The sequence below is a fragment of the Pseudomonas sp. RA_15y_Pfl2_54 genome (genome assembly GCF_963971015.1).
Lineage (GTDB): Bacteria > Pseudomonadota > Gammaproteobacteria > Pseudomonadales > Pseudomonadaceae > Aquipseudomonas > Aquipseudomonas baetica_A.
The window spans coordinates 22,032-38,119 of the sequence record NZ_CAXAPN010000006.1; the positions used below are offsets into that span (position 1 = coordinate 22,032).

Below are 16,088 nucleotides of genomic sequence, written 5' to 3' on the forward strand. Positions count from 1 at the left end.
ATGGACGGTGAAGGCGAAACCCACTCTAATTAGCTTAGTGGCGAACTGACTGCTTCGGTGAGAGTCGAAGCGGATATCTTTTTGCCTTCCCCTGTTTCAGAAAGGACGCCCATGTCGCTTTTCAAAATTGCCTCCGTGGCCGCCATCGCCCTGACCCTGGGCGCGTGCGCGAGCCTGTTCCAGCCCAACTACCGCACGCCCCTGGAAACCACCCGCGATGCGTCGGAACAGCTCAAGCCTGGGTGTTCCAGCCCCGACTGCCCGCTGGTGAATATCGATACCGTACATTTCGCGGCAGAGCCTGCCCTGGACGGCATCATCGAAAAACGCCTGCTGCAAATGACCCGCACCGAACAGAACCCATCGGTGGCGCCAACCCTGGCGGCCTACCGCGAGCAGTTCTTGAATACTGCCGGCCCACGCAACAGCAGTTATCTGCAAGCCAAAGTACGCGAGCAGCATGACGGCTTGGTGATCATCGAATTGTCGAGCTACCTCGACACCGGCGGCGCCCATGGCACACCGGGTCGCGGTTTCATCAACTATTCGCGCCAGCAGCACAAAGTGCTGAACCTGTCGGACATGCTGATGCCAGGTCAGGAAGACGCGTTCTGGAAGGCTGCGCAGGTGGCACACAACAGTTGGCTGATCAGCACCAAGCTCGATCAGGAAGCGGAATTCGTTTCGAGCTGGCCGTTCAAGAAAACCCCGAACGTGGCGCTGACCTACGGTGGCGTAATCCTCAAGTACGACGTGAGCACCATCGCGCCTTACGCGCTGGGTCACGTCGAGCTGAAGATCCCTTATCCGCGCCTGAACGGCATTCTCAAGCCTGAGCTGTTCCCCGGCCGTAACTGAAAGCCCGGCCGAGCACGAGTTGCAGCAGCCCTGCCAGCACCAGCGCTGGCAGGGTTGCGCCGACATCCGGGTACAGATTCGCCAGCAAGTGATAGGTGCTCACACCACCGAGCCAGGCCAACAGCGCCGGCCAGCGCAATGCGGCTGACGCAACCCGAGTGCTGCGCTTGCGCAAGATGAAGTGATCCACCAGCACCACGCCGAACAGCGGCGCAAACACCGAGCCGATCAGCAGCAGGAAATTCTGGTATTGCGCCAATGGCGCCAGCAGTGCGATCAGCGTGCAGATCGCGCCGATGGCCAAGGCCAGATGCTCGACTTTCAAGCGCAACAGAATCCCGCTGGACACCGCGGCCGAGTGAATGTCGGCGAACGCGTTTTCCGACTCGTCCAGCAAAATCAGCAACAACGGAATCCCCAGACCGGCGCCAGCCAAGGCCAGCAACAGCGCGTTGACTTCTCCACTCGGCGCGAACGCCAATGTGTAAGCGACGCCCAGGCTCATCAGCCAGAAATTGCCGACGAAGAAACCGATGGCGGTGCCGCCGAAAACGCTCTTGGCCCGTTTGCCGAAACGCGAGTAGTCGGCAATCAGCGGCAACCACGACAGCGGCATGGCGATGGCAATGTCGAAGCCCACGGCGAACGGCATCGAACCATCGCCGGCACGCGCCCAGAGAGCAGCCAGATCGGCCTTGGCGAACAGGTTCCAGGTCAGCCAGAGGCATGCGGCCAACAGCAGCCAAATGCCCCACTTACGCAGAACCTTGCGCACGAACGTCAGCGGCCCGCTGACCGCAAGCAATGTCGCCAGAGCGCCGAAAACCAGCGTCCACAACACCGGATTCGACCCCAGCGAACCTTCGCTGAACGCACGGGTGCCGAGCAGGCTGGCGGCGTCGCGCATGACGATGATTTCGAATGAGCCCCAACCGATCAGTTGCAGCAAATTGAGCAGCGCCGGCAGGCTGGCGCCTTTGTTGCCGAGGCTGAGTTTCAGCGCGGCCATCGACGACAGGCCGGTGTCGCTGCCGATCACGCCAACAGCGGCCAGCAGCAGAACGCCGACCAGCGTGCCAAGGAAAATGGCCAGCAGCGAACCCGACAGGCCCAGACCCGGCGCGAGCAATGCGCCGGTCTGCAACACCATCAGGCCGATGCCTAAGGAAAACCACAGGGAAAACAGATCGCGACCGCCGAATACACGCTTTTCGGCGGGTACGGCAAGGTCAGGGGAGTAAGTGCTGGGTTGAATGCTCAAGGGTGGTATCTCGGAGGAATATTTTTGTCATTGAGACCCCTGGCGCCTGTTCTGACGCCTTCGCGAGCAAGCCCGCTCCCACACCGGATCTCCTGTGAACACAAGCTCTGTGAACAACTGGATTCAAATGTGGGAGCGGGCTTGCTCGCGAAGAGGCCAGTACAGGCACCGAAAATCTCAGGTCAGATCAAACCTTCTTGTACAGCTGACTGCCTTCCTTCTTGAACCGCTCGGCCTGTTCCGCCAGGCCTCGGGCGACATCCACGTCGACCGCTTCGATACGCTGGTTGGCCGCGTACTCACGGACTTCCTGAGTGATCTTCATCGAGCAGAATTTCGGCCCGCACATCGAGCAGAAGTGCGCGACCTTCGCCGAGTCCTTCGGCAGCGTTTCATCGTGATACGAACGGGCGGTGTCCGGGTCCAGACCGAGGTTGAACTGGTCTTCCCAACGGAATTCGAATCGCGCCTTGCTCAGAGCGTTGTCGCGGATCTGCGCGCCCGGATGGCCCTTGGCAAGGTCGGCGGCATGCGCGGCGATCTTGTAGGTGATGATCCCGGTCTTCACGTCATCCTTGTTCGGCAAGCCCAAGTGCTCTTTGGGCGTCACGTAGCACAGCATCGCGCAACCGAACCAGCCGATCATCGCCGCACCGATGCCCGAGGTGATGTGGTCGTAACCTGGCGCGATGTCGGTGGTCAGCGGGCCGAGGGTGTAGAACGGCGCCTCGTCGCAGCACTCGAGCTGCTTGTCCATGTTCTCTTTGATCAGTTGCATCGGCACATGACCGGGGCCTTCGATCATGCATTGCACATCGTGCTTCCAGGCGATCTTGGTCAGCTCGCCGAGGGTTTCCAGTTCGCCGAATTGCGCTTCGTCGTTGGCGTCGGCAATCGAGCCCGGACGCAGGCCGTCGCCCAGCGAGAAGCTGACGTCGTAGGCCTTCATGATTTCGCAGATTTCGTCGAAGTGGGTGTAGAGGAAGTTCTCTTTGTGGTGCGCCAGGCACCACTTGGCCATGATCGAACCGCCACGGGAAACGATGCCGGTCACCCGCTTGGCGGTCAGCGGCACATAGCGCAACAGCACACCGGCGTGGATGGTGAAGTAGTCGACGCCCTGCTCGGCCTGCTCGATCAGTGTGTCGCGGAACAACTCCCAGGTCAGGTCTTCAGCGACGCCGTTGACCTTCTCCAGCGCCTGATAGATCGGCACAGTGCCGATCGGCACCGGCGAGTTGCGGATGATCCATTCGCGGGTTTCGTGAATGTGTTTGCCAGTGGACAGGTCCATCACGGTGTCCGAGCCCCAGCGAATGCCCCAGGTCAGTTTCGCCACTTCTTCTTCGATGGACGATCCCAGGGCGCTGTTGCCGATGTTGCCGTTGATCTTCACCAGGAAGTTACGGCCGATGATCATCGGTTCCAGTTCGACGTGGTTGATGTTGGCCGGAATGATTGCGCGACCACGGGCGATTTCTTCGCGGACGAACTCAGGGGTGATTTCTTTCGGGATGCTCGCGCCGAAGCTGTGCCCGGCGTGTTGCTGGTTCAACAGGCCGGCGGCGCGGGCCTCTTGCAGCTTCATGTTTTCGCGGATGGCGACGTATTCCATCTCGGCGGTGATGATGCCTTTGCGCGCGTAGTGCATCTGGCTGACGTTGGCCCCGGCCTTGGCGCGGCGCGGGTTGTTGACGTGAGCGAAACGCAGCTTGGTCAGTTCCGGGTCGGCGAGGCGCTCCTGACCGAAGCTGGAGCTCAGGCCGGCCAGGCGCTCGGTGTCACCACGGTCGTCGATCCAGGCCGAACGCACATCGGCCAAACCTTTACGCACGTCGATCACCACGTTCGGATCGGTGTACGGACCGGAGGTGTCGTACACAGTGACCGGCGCGTTGATTTCGCCGCCGAAGTCGGTGGGGGTCACGTCCAGGGTGATTTCGCGCATGGGCACGCGGATGTCCGGGCGCGAGCCCTGAACGTAGACTTTTTGCGAACGGGTGAACGGCTTGACCGATTGCTCGTCGACCTTGGCCGAGTCACTCAGGTTGATCGCGTTTTTTGCTTTTGTCGTCATCACGGGCTCTCCAGACAGCATCCAGGCAGTGGATTGTCGGAGCAGAACCTGAAAGGCACGGACGCACCAGGACCGGTGCTGTGCATCGTCGTCGAGCGTTCGATTGTCGAACAATATCCCGGACGAAGCACAAGAGGACTCGCCGGGTGACGAGAAATCTTGTTCCCTACGCAGGCGCTAACCTGATCAGGTTCAACGGGATCCGAAATTATTCGATCTCAGCCTCATAGCAAGGCACCCCGACAAGAACCCGGCCAGTCTAGACACAAGCGGCAAAGAACGCCAACACCGCGGCAAACACCATGATGAATGGCGCAATTGCCGGTGCTTGCAGGATTGTTGCAGCCCCAATGCCCAACTACACTCGCTACGCCATGCTGCGCCTTGACGCTGCGTGGACCGCGCCTTACCTTTGACACCCGGATTATTTCCATAATATTTGCTAGGGATCGCCTCATGCTGCGCAAACTTTCACTGGCTCTTGCCGTGTCTTGTGCGTCCAACGCAATGGCCTGGGCAGCAGAAGCGCCCTTGTCGACCAAAACCGATCTGGTCAGCGTCTATCAGGAAGCGGTCGACAACAATGCCGACCTCGCCGCCGCTCGCGCCCAGTACGGTGCACAGAAAGAAGTCGTACCGCAGGCCCGCGCCGGGCTGCTGCCGAACCTGTCCGGTGGCGCCGAAGTCGCCAACGTGCGCACCTCGATCGACCAGCCTTCGGCCACCGCCAGCCGCAGCGCCCATTCCTATCAGGCGACCCTGGCCCAGCCATTGTTCCGCGCTGATCGCTGGTTCCAGTACCAGGCCGCCAAAGACGTCAACGAACAGGCGGCGCTGCAACTGTCTGCCACTGAGCAAAACCTGATCCTTCAATCGGCCGAAAGCTACTTCAATGTGCTGCGCAGTCAGGACAACCTGGCCTCGACCAAAGCGGAAGAAGCAGCGTTCAAGCGCCAACTCGACCAGTCCAACGAGCGCTTCGATGTCGGCCTGTCGGACAAGACCGACGTGCTGCAATCGCAGGCCAGCTACGACACCGCACGGGCCAACCGGATCGTCGCCCAGCGTCAGGTCGATGATGCGTTCGAAGCGCTGATCACCCTGACCAACCGTCAGTACAACTCGATTCAAGGCATCGTCCACACGCTGCCGATCCTGCCGCCAGCGCCGAACGACGCCAAGGCCTGGGTCGACACGGCGGCGAAACAGAACCTCAATCTGCTGGCGAGCAACTTTGCTGTCAGTTCGGCTGAGGAAACGTTGAAGCAACGCAAGGCCGGTCACTTGCCGACCCTCGACGCCGTGGCCAAATACGAAAAGGGTGACAACGACGCCCTCGGCTTCTCCAATCCGAACGCCTTCGGCACGCCGTACCGTGGCAACGTCGAACAGAGCACGCTGGGGCTGCAACTGAACATCCCGATCTACAGCGGCGGGCTGACCAGTTCGCAAGTGCGTCAGTCTTACGAGCAACTGAATCAGAGCGAACAACAGCGCGAATCCCTGCGCCGGCAAGTCGTCGAGAACACTCGCAACCTGCACCGTGCGGTGAACACCGATGTCGAGCAGGTGCAGGCGCGCCGCCAGTCGATCATCTCCAACCAGAGCGCAGTGGAAGCCACGGAAATCGGTTATCAAGTCGGTACGCGCAACATCGTCGATGTGCTCGATGCCCAGCGACAGCTGTACACCTCGGTGCGCAACTACAACAACACCCGCTACGACTACATCCTCGACAACCTGCGCTTGAAGCAGGCAGCAGGCACGTTGAACCCGGGTGACTTGCAGGACCTGACGCGCTATCTGAAAGCCGACTACAACCCGGACAAGGACTTCCTGCCGCCGGACCTGGCCAAGGCTGCTGAGACGCAGCTCAAGGCGCGGCCTTAAAAAAAATCGCCGCCTGCGGTGTGAGCTGGAGCAGGCGGCGATCTTTTTTTGTGTAGGGTTACTTGATCAAGCGCCCCAACCCATCCAACAAACGCTGCAACGCCCCCTGATTGCGGCGCATCACATTCAGCCCCGCCTCAGCCATGCGCTGCGCATCGCGCGGCAGTTCGAACAAGCGCCGCACTTCCACTGCCAGCCCTTCGGCATCATCCACCTCAACCAACGCGCCGGCTTCACGCATCTGCGCGGCGATGTCGAGGAAGTTGAACAGGTGCGGGCCGCTGATCACAGGTTTCGCCAAGGCGGCCGGTTCCAGCAGGTTGTGCCCACCGTTCGGCACCAGGCTGCCGCCGACAAACGCACTGTCGGCCAAGGCATAGAGAAACAGCAACTCGCCCATGGTGTCGCCGAGCAGCACCGATGTTTCAGCCGCGACGTTAGCGTCGGTGGAGCGGCGCACCGTGGCGAAGCCTTCGCGCTGGCACAGTTCGAACACCGTGCTGAAACGCTCCGGATGACGCGGCACCAGAATCAACAGTGCATTCGGATAGCTGGCCAGTAACTGACGATGGGCGTTGAGCACCACTTCGTCTTCGCCTTCGTGAGTGCTGGCGGCGATCCACACCGGACGTTCCAGCGCTTGCCACTGGCCGCGCAATTGGGCGGCGCGCTGCAGCAGTTGCGGGTCGATGGTCAGGTCGAACTTGATCGACCCCGTCACTTCGACCGTTTCAGGACGCGCGCCCAGATCACGGAAGCGCTGGGCTTCCGCTTCGGTCTGCACGGCAAAAAAACTCATCTCGGCGAGCATTGGCGCGGTCAGCTTGCTGAAGCGGCCATAACCCCGGGCCGAACGTTCAGACAATCGCCCGTTGGCCAACGCCACTGGAATGCCGCGTTTGGCGCACTGATGAATGTGATTGGGCCAGAGCTCGGTTTCCATGATCACCGCCAGCTTCGGCTGCGCACGCTCCAGAAAACGCGCGGCGGCACACGGCAAGTCATACGGCAGGTAGCAATGCTGGATGCGCGGCTCGTTGGCGAACAGGACCTGAATTCGCTCCGATCCGGTCGGCGTCATGCAGGTCACAGTGATTGGCAACTGTGGATAACGTTGCAGCAAGGCGCGAATCATCGGCGCCGCCGCAATACTTTCGCCCACCGACACCGCGTGCACCCAGATGCCACCCGGTTGCAACGTCGGCATGCCATAAGAGAAACGTTCGCCAATCCGCTTGGCATACGCCGGCGCTTTTCGCGCCCGTAGCCATAGCCGAATCGCCACCAATGGCAGCCCCAGGTAAAACAGCGCGGTGTAGAGAGTTCTATTCATGGCGGCGGAGTTTATCGACTTTTGTCGCCGATGGCCCGCAAGTGCACGGCAAAACGCTCTGCCAGCCAGCGCGCGGCCGGGCCGAGCGGCTCGTCGCGGCGCCAGACCAGTTCGACCACCAGCGCCGGCGGCGTCCATTCGCTGTCGAGCTCGACCATCAAGCCCTGATAGGCCGAATACTGCACGACATGCCGTGGCAACCACGCCCAGCCCAGGTCGCGCACCAGCCACTCGGCCATGACATAGAAGCTGTCGGCACGCCACACTTGCGGGCTGGCCGGGTCGTTGCCGGGGTAAACACTGGTTTGCGTCGACATCAACAGTTGCCGATGTTGCGCCATTTGCTGGCAGGTGACGTAGGACTGCGTCGCCAAGGGATGGTTGATCCCGCAGACGGTGACCATCTCCACGCGCCCCAGTACCCGACGTTCAAGTGCCTCGGGGATTTCATCGTGATAGAACAGCAGCCCGAGATCGGCGCGGTGTTCCACCAGTTTGCGCGCCACTTCGCCTTGGGCGGCGCTGGTCAGTTGCACTTCCAGGCTGGGGAAATGCTCGGCCAACGCGCCGAAACTCTCCACCAGCGCCTGGTACGGCATCGCCTCATCCTGAGCCACCCGTAATTGCGCCTCCTGGCCGCGCATCATCGCCATGGCCCGACCATTGAGACGCTCGCATTGGCGCAACACTTCCCGCGCCTCTTCAAGCAGTGCCTCACCCGCTTCGGTGAGGCTGGGTTGACGCCCGCTGCTACGCTGGAACAGGCTGACACCCAAATCGTCCTCCAGCATGGCAATCGCACTGCTGATGGCTGACTGCGCCTTGCGTTGCTGCCGCGCCACGGCGGAGAACGAGCGCTGCTCAGCGACGTCGACAAACACCCGCAACTGATCGAGATTCCACTGCATGCTGATCCACCAACCTATCTCAATAACAGATAGGTAATGACTTTACCCCATCTGAGGAATCACTAGAATGCCGCCTCAGCAAGCAACATTTTCCATGAGGATTTGAACCATGAACGCCTACGTCTATCTGGCCATTGCCATTTGCGCCGAAGTGATAGCCACCGTTTCGATGAAGGCGGTCAAAGGCATCAGCACACCCCTGCCACTGATTCTGGTGATTGTCGGCTACAGCATCGCTTTCTGGATGCTGACGCTGGTGGTGCGAACGGTGCCGGTGGGTGTCGCTTACGCCGTTTGGGCCGGAATGGGCATCGTCATGGTCAGTGTCGCGGCGCTGTTCGTTTACGGGCAGAAGCTGGATCTGCCGGCGATGCTGGGGATGGCGTTGATTGTCCTGGGTGTCGTCGTCATCCAGCTCTTCTCGAAAACCGCCGGCCATTAACGCCAACTCCAATCCCTGTGGGAGCGAGCAGGCTCCCACATTGGTCTTGCCTCAGCCTTGTTGATCACCGACAAATCCGCCTCTTTCCCGAGTCTGTATACTGCGCCCTCGTCTTGAACTCTGAGGTCGCTGCATGCCATCTGTTATTTCCACCGACGTTCTGATTGTCGGCGCTGGTGTCGCCGGCCTCTGGCTGAATGCACGCCTGCGTCGTCAGGGTTTTTCGACCGTGCTGGTGGAAAGTGCCAGCCTCGGTGGCGGGCAGAGCCTGAAATCCCAAGGCATCATCCACGGCGGCGCCAAGTACGCGCTGCACGGTGCGCTGACCGGCGCCTCGGAAGCCATCGCCGATATGCCACGGCGCTGGCGTGAAGCGCTGGCCGGTAACGGCGAACTGGACCTGTCCGGCGTGCGCTTGCTGTCCGACGCTCATTACCTATGGTCGCCCGGCACCCTCGCCGGCAACCTCACCAGTTTCTTTGCCAGCAAAGCCGTGCGTGGCCGTGTCGATCAGGTCAAAGGTGAACAACTGCCACCCGCCCTGCAAGACAAGCGTTTCAAGGGCAAGGTCTATCGTCTCGCCGAACTGGTGGTGGATGTGCCGGGCCTGATCCAGCGTCTGGCCGATCTGGCCGGCGATGGCCTGTTGGCCGGACACACCATCGAGCCTCTGCTCGAAGCGGGTGTGCTGGTCGGCCTGAAAGTCGACGGTCGCGAAATCCGCGCCCAGCGCATCGTCCTCAGTGCCGGCGCCGGTACCGCTGAACTGCTCACCGCCCTGGGCTTGAGCCAACCGGCCATGCAACGCCGTCCGCTGCACATGATCATCGCCAAAGGTCCGGGTCTGAAACCGCTGTACGCCCACTGCCTGGGCGGCGGCACCAAACCGCGCATCACCGTGACAACCCATCCGGCCGCTGACGGCCAGTGGGTCTGGTACATGGGTGGCGACATCGCCGAAAGCGAAGGCGTGGCTCGCGAGCCTGCCGAGCAGATCGCCACGGCGCAAAAAGAAATCGCTCAGTTGTTGCCGTGGATCGACCTCAGCACCACGCAGTGGGCGACCTTGCGCGTCGACCGTGCCGAACCGCTGCAAACCGGCCTGACGCGCCCGGACAACGCCTTCCTCGCCGAAGAGGGGCGCCTGTTGGTCGGCTGGCCAACCAAACTGGCGCTGGCACCGGACTTCGCTGATCGCGTGTTCGCTTCGCTGCAACGCGACGGTATCCAGCCGCAAGCCGCCGAGCCATTACCGCCGCTGCCGAAACCACTCATGGGCGTTCCGGCCTGGGAGCAACTGCTGCCATGACGATTGCGACCCTGCACGACTTGCTCCGCCCATTGGGCAGCACGGGCCTGAGGGTTTCGCCGTTGGGCCTGGGTACCGTCAAACTCGGCCGTGATCAAGGCGTTAAATACCCCAACGGCTTCCAGATTCCCGACGACGACGACGCGCGCAGGCTGCTCAAACTTTCTCGGGACTTGGGCATCAATCTGATCGACACCGCCCCGGCCTATGGCCGCAGCGAAGAACGCCTCGGCCCGCTGTTGCGGGGTCAGCGTCAGGACTGGGTGATTGTCAGCAAGGTCGGTGAAGAGTTCGCCAACGGCGAGTCTCGCCACGACTTCAGCGCAGCGCACACCCGGATGTCGGTGGAACGCAGTCTGCAACGTCTGGAAACGGACTTCATCGATCTGGTGCTGGTGCATTCCGATGGCAACGACATCGCCATCCTTGAGCACGAAGCGGTGTACGCGACGCTCGCGGCGCTCAAGGCTGAAGGCAAGATCCGCGGCTTCGGTTTCTCCGGCAAAACCGTCGAAGGCGGGTTGAAGGCGCTGGAGCAAGGCGACTGTGCGATGGTCACCTACAATCTGAACGAACAAAACGAGAAGGCTGTCATTGACTATGCTGCTGTTCACGGCAAGGCCATCCTGGTGAAAAAAGCCTTGGCCAGCGGTCACGTTTGCCTGAGCCCGGGCGTGGATCCGGTGCAGGCCAGCTTCGAGTTGCTGTTTGCCCAGCCTGGCGTAGCCAGTGCTATTGTCGGGACGATCAATCCGCTGCACCTCGCCCATAACGTTGCGACCGTTGCCCAAGTCCTTCGTGGTCATTGACGCCGCTTCGCGGCCTTAAGCAGGAGCCGATATGGCGCGCACGCTCATCAGAAAGAACCCGAGCAACTTCAAGACGCTGCCACTGTTCGTCGAAGCAACGCCCGAAGGCCTGACGTATCAGAGTGTCGGCATGCCATTGAATTTCACCCAGACCCTGCAGCGGCGCAAACCGGTCAGCGTGGCCGACACCGAGCGCTTCTCACTGGAACTGGCGAACCTCGGGGTGTCGGTACGACTGACTCTCCATTGGCAGAACCGCGATTATTGGGTATTGGTGCGTCAGCGGCGCCAGGATCGCGGCGACGTGGTGCTCAAGTTGATTTCCGGTTACGTGCCGGCCCACGAACTGAACATCCCGCTGCACACCGCCATTCAAGAGATCGCCGAAGAGTGTCTGCTGGAAACCCCGGAAGGCTGGCTCGGCGGGCGCTTCAACGATACGTGGCTGCCGGCGCCCTACTCAGCCGCGCTGCATTATCGCGAGGCCCTGCCGTTTCGCCTGACGCCGCTGTCCGGCTCGGCGCGGCCCATTCGTTGCGCCAATCTGCAATTGCTGGAACGTCCACGGGCGTACGTGCATTTGCCCACCGCGTCGCTGCAATTGATCTATGACCTGCGGCTGGAGGTGCCCAAGGAAGCCAAATCCCTGAGCCTGTTCCACGTCGATGAGCGTTTGGAGGGCGATCAACTGGTGGCGCGGCTAGACCGCAAACGCCCGGACCTGTACCTGATGCCACTCAAGGACGGCGCGCCAGTGGCCGAGTTGTACACCCTCAAGCGCGACAAACTCCTGCCGGCCAGTACCCGCGGACTCTACCTGGCCGAGAGCTTTGCGAGCCAGGAAGGGTGGGTCGTGCGCGAAGAGCGGATTCGCTGGAAAGACTGGCTCGTGCAGCAGGGACTGCAACCGGCAGAACCCCCTCGCCCAGGGCTCAAGCAATTGAGCCTCAAGGCCCTGAGCCTGGTGGGCATCGGCAAGAAACGCGTGAGCAAATAGCCAACTAGCGACGACGATCCATCCATGTGCGCAGTGTTGCGAAGAAATGGAAGTAACGATTTTCGCGTTTGCCCATGCCGCGCTTGGGCGAGAACGATTCTTCGGCAAAGGCGCCGGTGATTCGAACTCGGGAGGCCTGGGTCGGTAGCGTACAAATCCTGGTGCCCGCCTGCTGCAATGCATATTTGAGCAGGCGCTCGGAGTGCAGCTTTCTTCCCGTCGCGCGGCAGAAGTCGAAGATGCGCTCGATCCGTTTGCCATACGCGACGTAGGTATCGCGCCCACAAATGGCAAATCGATCATTCAGCCCGCCCCACCACTGCCAGTCAGGAATGTAGGCATTGTGCCGCCGGGCTTGTTGGTGACTGAACACATAGGCGGGAAGCGGGTCGTGGAAAAAAATGTCCGGTCGCACGAAGACAACAAAATCCGGACTGAAGGTTTCGATCATCGTAGTGACGGTATGCAGTGAGTTGAGCTGAAAGATCAGGTTGCGCAGCGATGCATAGTCATCAGCCCAGGTATCACCCTGTGCTTTGACCTGCTCGAAATCCCAACGCTCCAACACGTCTTCAGTGGAAGTCAGCGCTCCCGTCATCGCCTCGAACGGCTGATAGTTGTCAGCCGCCAGTTCGCCTTTCTCGCCAGATCGCGTGTTCTGCACTTCATCGATTTTGTACAGGTGATAAAAGCACTTCACGTCGCTGCCAACAGGCAACTGCGCCAATACGTTCTGCTCGATGGAAGGAAAGCAAATTTGCGAGTTTCTCGGGATCCCGAAAAAAGCCACGGCAATTTTCAACACTCAACAGCACCTTTTATTTTTGGCGAAACAGCTTTTGCCACCAGCGACGTGGCTGCAGAGGGACCACGAAGACGTCCGACGCCCTTAGCCAGTCCCGCTCATAATCCCAGGCATGGCCACCCCACAATTTTCCGGCCTCGTTGGAAAAACCCAGGGTCATGAGCTGATAGGTATAACCGGTATGGCCGCGCAACCAATCGAACAGCACCAGCGTGTTGAAACCCGTGGAGGGCCCGACGTAACGCTTGCCTCCCGGACGATCGACCGGATAGTGCCATAGCGGCGGCAAGGGGATGCGATCCCAGTACATGGCTACCCTCGGCAACGGACACATCGGCGCGGCGCAGCCCACCAGCAAGGTGAAACAGCGCTCACTTGCCTGCTCGAACAGCCGCTGCACATCCGGCCCGTAGGGAAGGCCGAAAAAATACGCATCCGGTGCGTTGTACCCGTGCACGAAGACATTCACGCTCCGCGAGTCGAGCAGCGTTGCCTTGATGCAGGTATTGAAGCTGACCACGACATCGTCGACGCCAAGGTTAAGCGCCTGAAAATCCGCCACAGTAATAGCCGGATTGTTGGCGATCAGTACGACACGAGCCGCACGGCTCAGGCACTCGCGCAAAGGCTCAGGCAACGCGTCCAGAACAGACTGGTCACCGCCGGGTAGCGCATCCAGCGCCATGTGTTCGTCCATCATTCAGAACGGCACCTTCATCCCGTAACGTAGCTTCACCCAGAACCTCGTGAGCGCCGAAGGCGATTGCCATGGGCGCATCTCGCGCTGGATTTCAGTAGCCAACGTCTGACCCACACGGGCAAAGGAATAGCGACTTTGTGCGAACACCTGTCCATTGCTGGCGATACGCTGCGCCAACTCCGGGTCGTCCTGCAGCAGTTTGATCTTTTCCAGTGCTTGCGCTTCGCTGCGATAAAACACCGTGTTGTGCATATCTTCGAAGCCGAGCAACTGGTCTTCTTCGCCCTGACTCCAGGCCAGCAATACGCAACCGCAAGCCATGGCTTCAAAGTTCTTGATCATGAATTCGTTCATGCCGATGTCGGCGCTGACGAAAATCTTGATGCGATTGAGCATTTCCAGATACTCCGAGCCCGATTCGGTCCGGGTCACCAGCATGCCGGTGCGCTGCGCCAAAGACTCGAGCAGCGATTTGCGCTGGGCATACTCGGTACTTTTCAGGCTACCGAGAAAGCCGATGGGAATGTCCCGCTCGACACCGGTGTTGTGCAGCATCTGTTCGTCGTAACCCTTTGAAACGAACGCTGTATCAATGCCTTCAGCCAGCATTTTGCGGGCAACCACGGCACCGGACACCAACGCCCGACAACTCGGAAGACGACGATAGAGACGCGAATACACCCCACGGTATTTACTGGCAGGCATGTAGTTCTGGTACGCGTCGTGTTCGAGAAAGATCAACCCGGGAATGCACTTGAGCACCCGCAATTGTCTGGTCAGGCGCTTGACCCGGGAGAAGATCACCACACGATCGAAGGTTTGATAATCAACCGAGGCCAGAAACGGCCCCAGGTTCATTTGTTGCCGCTTGCTCAAACGATAGATGAAACACTCATCACAATTCTGCTGAACGATGTCGTAGAGCCGGTCGAGAATGACCCGCTGCTCGTCCATCACCAGGAGCATGACTTTCATAAGTTAATTGACCACGCGACGTAAGCGGGCAAGCGCAGCGGACTCAACCTTGCCAACATCATCGGAAACGGCTCGATCCCCAAGGCAAAATCCGTTCACACGCAGTACACAACGGCAAAAATTCATCTGATCAGCGACTGCGGATTTTTTCGACAATCGCCGTTGTCGAGCTGTTTTCCACGAGCCCCAGCACTTTCACGGTGCCGCCATAAGCCGTCACGATGTCCGCGCCGACCACTTGGTCGATCCCGTAATCGCCCCCCTTGACCAGCACATCCGGTTTGACTTCGCGTAGCAGGTTTTCCGGCGTGCCTTCAGGGAAGCTGATCACCCAGTCCACCGCCCCAAGCCCAGCCAGCACGGCCATGCGCCGGTCGACACTGTTGATCGGGCGACCCGGCCCCTTCAGGCGACTGACCGAAGCATCGTCGTTGACTGCGACGATCAGTCGATCGCCTTGGGCCCGTGCCTGTTCCAGATAGGTCACGTGACCGGCATGCAGAATGTCGAAGCAGCCATTGGTGAACACGATCTTTTCGTTATGCGCCCGTGCATCGGCCACTGCGAGCAACAACTGTTCAAGACCCAGCACGCCGCGCTCGGAACCCTCTTCACGCTGAATCGCACGACGCAATTCCGGGGCGCTGATGGCCGCCGTACCAAGTTTGCCAACGACAATGCCCGCTGCCAGGTTGGCCAGCGCCACCGCGTGGGGCAGATCTTCGCCGGCTGCGATGGCTGCCGCGAGGGTGGAAATCACAGTATCACCGGCACCGGTCACATCGAATACCTCACGGGCCCGGGCAGGCAGGTGCAGCGCTGGCTGATCAGGGCGTAGCAACGTCATGCCGTGCTCGCCCCGTGTTACCAGCAAAGCGCCGAGTTCCAGGTCGTGCATCAGCGTCGCCCCCTTGCTGACGAGTTCGTGCTCATCGACACAACCGCCGACGATGGCTTCGAATTCACTGAGGTTCGGGGTAATCAGGCTGGCGCCACGATAGACCGAGAAGTCCTTGCCTTTCGGGTCGGCCAGCACCGGGATGTTTTTGGCGCGTGCCGCCTGGATCAGGGCCTGATGGTTTCTCAATGCACCTTTACCGTAGTCGGACAACACCAGTACTTTGACGCCTTCAAGCAAGTCATCGACCTGCGAGCCAAGGGCAAGTGCGTCAGTGGCGAACGGTTCTTCGAAGTCGATACGCAGCAGTTGCTGGTGCCGGCTCATGACCCGCAGCTTGACGATGGTTGGCTGGTGCGCAATGCGCTGGAACAAGGCACGTACGCCCACGCCCTTGAGACTGTTGCTCAGGCTGTCGGCGGCTTCGTCGTCACCGGTCACACCGACCAGGGACGCCGGCGCACCCAGCGCGGCAATGTTCAAGGCAACGTTGGCGGCACCGCCCGGACGATCTTCGATTTGCTCGACTTTAACGACCGGCACCGGGGCCTCAGGGGAAATCCGTGAGGTTCCGCCATGCCAGTAACGGTCGAGCATGACATCACCGACCACCAAGACTGGGGCTTGATCGAATCGCGGCATGGACAACTTCATGGAGCAACCCACATACAAAATGAACAGGGGCGCGATATTAACACAGGGTTGGCGCAGGCTTGTGTACGGGCTGCAACAGGATGAAACAGCTATTGTCTTTGCTTGTTTTTTGAGCAAATGGGCGGCGAATTGCTGGCCTGCCTCGGACAACTCGAGAGTTTCGGTATCGATC

At 60.3% G+C, this 16,088-nt stretch carries 14 protein-coding genes and 1 riboswitch; of the genes, 6 read left to right on the forward strand and 8 right to left on the reverse strand.

What is annotated here, in order from left to right; genetic code table 11:
* The first annotated feature begins 111 nt into the window (after window positions 1-111).
* On the forward strand, window positions 112-858 hold the full coding sequence (locus AACY50_RS06015; protein WP_339538288.1) for an RsiV family protein: 747 nt from the start codon (window positions 112-114) through the stop codon (window positions 856-858).
* Here AACY50_RS06015 and cytX read toward each other — a convergent pair.
* A complete protein-coding gene (gene cytX / locus AACY50_RS06020) occupies window positions 827-2,119 on the reverse strand; it encodes a putative hydroxymethylpyrimidine transporter CytX (protein ID WP_339432295.1) in 1,293 nt (430 codons plus the stop codon). The genes AACY50_RS06015 and cytX overlap by 32 nt on opposite strands.
* Window positions 2,120-2,306: 187 nt before the next feature.
* Window positions 2,307-4,196: a phosphomethylpyrimidine synthase ThiC gene (gene thiC / locus AACY50_RS06025; protein WP_339432294.1), complete on the reverse strand. Its 1,890-nt coding sequence runs from the start codon at window positions 4,194-4,196 to the stop codon at window positions 2,307-2,309.
* A gap of 146 nt (window positions 4,197-4,342) precedes the next feature.
* A riboswitch (TPP riboswitch) is annotated at window positions 4,343-4,448 on the reverse strand.
* Between the two features lie 204 nt (window positions 4,449-4,652).
* Between thiC and AACY50_RS06030 the strand changes: the two genes are divergently transcribed.
* Window positions 4,653-6,086: a TolC family outer membrane protein gene (locus AACY50_RS06030; RefSeq protein ID WP_339538290.1), complete on the forward strand. Its 1,434-nt coding sequence runs from the start codon at window positions 4,653-4,655 to the stop codon at window positions 6,084-6,086.
* 58 nt (window positions 6,087-6,144) lie between these two features.
* Here AACY50_RS06030 and waaA read toward each other — a convergent pair whose 3' ends face one another.
* Window positions 6,145-7,419, reverse strand: a complete 1,275-nt coding sequence (waaA, locus tag AACY50_RS06035; protein WP_339538291.1) for a lipid IV(A) 3-deoxy-D-manno-octulosonic acid transferase — start codon at window positions 7,417-7,419, stop codon at window positions 6,145-6,147.
* 11 nt (window positions 7,420-7,430) lie between these two features.
* A complete protein-coding gene (locus tag AACY50_RS06040) occupies window positions 7,431-8,327 on the reverse strand; it encodes a LysR family transcriptional regulator (RefSeq protein ID WP_339495022.1) in 897 nt (298 codons plus the stop codon).
* Window positions 8,328-8,436: 109 nt separating this feature from the next.
* On the opposite strand from AACY50_RS06040, the gene AACY50_RS06045 reads away from it, so the two are divergent.
* The 4 genes from AACY50_RS06045 (at window position 8,437) to AACY50_RS06060 (ending at window position 11,884) form a co-directional block, all read left to right on the forward strand.
* Entirely contained in the window at window positions 8,437-8,769 is a 333-nt protein-coding gene (locus AACY50_RS06045) for a DMT family transporter (protein ID WP_221731228.1), read from the forward strand.
* Between the two features lie 133 nt (window positions 8,770-8,902).
* Window positions 8,903-10,078 carry an NAD(P)/FAD-dependent oxidoreductase gene (locus AACY50_RS06050; RefSeq protein ID WP_339538292.1) on the forward strand — a complete coding sequence of 392 codons (1,176 nt, stop codon included), beginning with the start codon at window positions 8,903-8,905 and terminating at the stop codon, window positions 10,076-10,078.
* A complete protein-coding gene (locus tag AACY50_RS06055; RefSeq protein WP_339432289.1) occupies window positions 10,075-10,887 on the forward strand; it encodes an aldo/keto reductase in 813 nt (270 codons plus the stop codon). The genes AACY50_RS06050 and AACY50_RS06055 overlap by 4 nt, the downstream gene beginning before the upstream one ends.
* Before the next feature lie 31 nt (window positions 10,888-10,918).
* Window positions 10,919-11,884 carry a metal ABC transporter ATPase gene (locus AACY50_RS06060; protein ID WP_339538293.1) on the forward strand — a complete coding sequence of 322 codons (966 nt, stop codon included), beginning with the start codon at window positions 10,919-10,921 and terminating at the stop codon, window positions 11,882-11,884.
* Window positions 11,885-11,888: 4 nt separating this feature from the next.
* On the opposite strand, the gene AACY50_RS06065 is transcribed toward AACY50_RS06060, so the two are convergent.
* The 4 genes from AACY50_RS06065 to hldE all read right to left on the reverse strand — a co-directional run bounded on the left by AACY50_RS06065 (window position 11,889) and on the right by hldE (window position 15,916).
* A complete protein-coding gene (locus AACY50_RS06065; RefSeq protein WP_339495028.1) occupies window positions 11,889-12,689 on the reverse strand; it encodes a hypothetical protein in 801 nt (266 codons plus the stop codon).
* Window positions 12,690-12,702: 13 nt separating this feature from the next.
* On the reverse strand, window positions 12,703-13,389 hold the full coding sequence (locus tag AACY50_RS06070; RefSeq protein WP_339465356.1) for a hypothetical protein: 687 nt from the start codon (window positions 13,387-13,389) through the stop codon (window positions 12,703-12,705).
* On the reverse strand, window positions 13,390-14,364 hold the full coding sequence (locus tag AACY50_RS06075; RefSeq protein WP_339465357.1) for a glycosyltransferase: 975 nt from the start codon (window positions 14,362-14,364) through the stop codon (window positions 13,390-13,392). It abuts the gene before it with no gap.
* 130 nt (window positions 14,365-14,494) lie between these two features.
* Complete coding sequence (gene hldE / locus AACY50_RS06080) at window positions 14,495-15,916, reverse strand: bifunctional D-glycero-beta-D-manno-heptose-7-phosphate kinase/D-glycero-beta-D-manno-heptose 1-phosphate adenylyltransferase HldE (protein ID WP_339432284.1); 1,422 nt, start codon at window positions 15,914-15,916, stop codon at window positions 14,495-14,497.
* Between the last annotated feature and the right edge of the window lie 172 nt (window positions 15,917-16,088).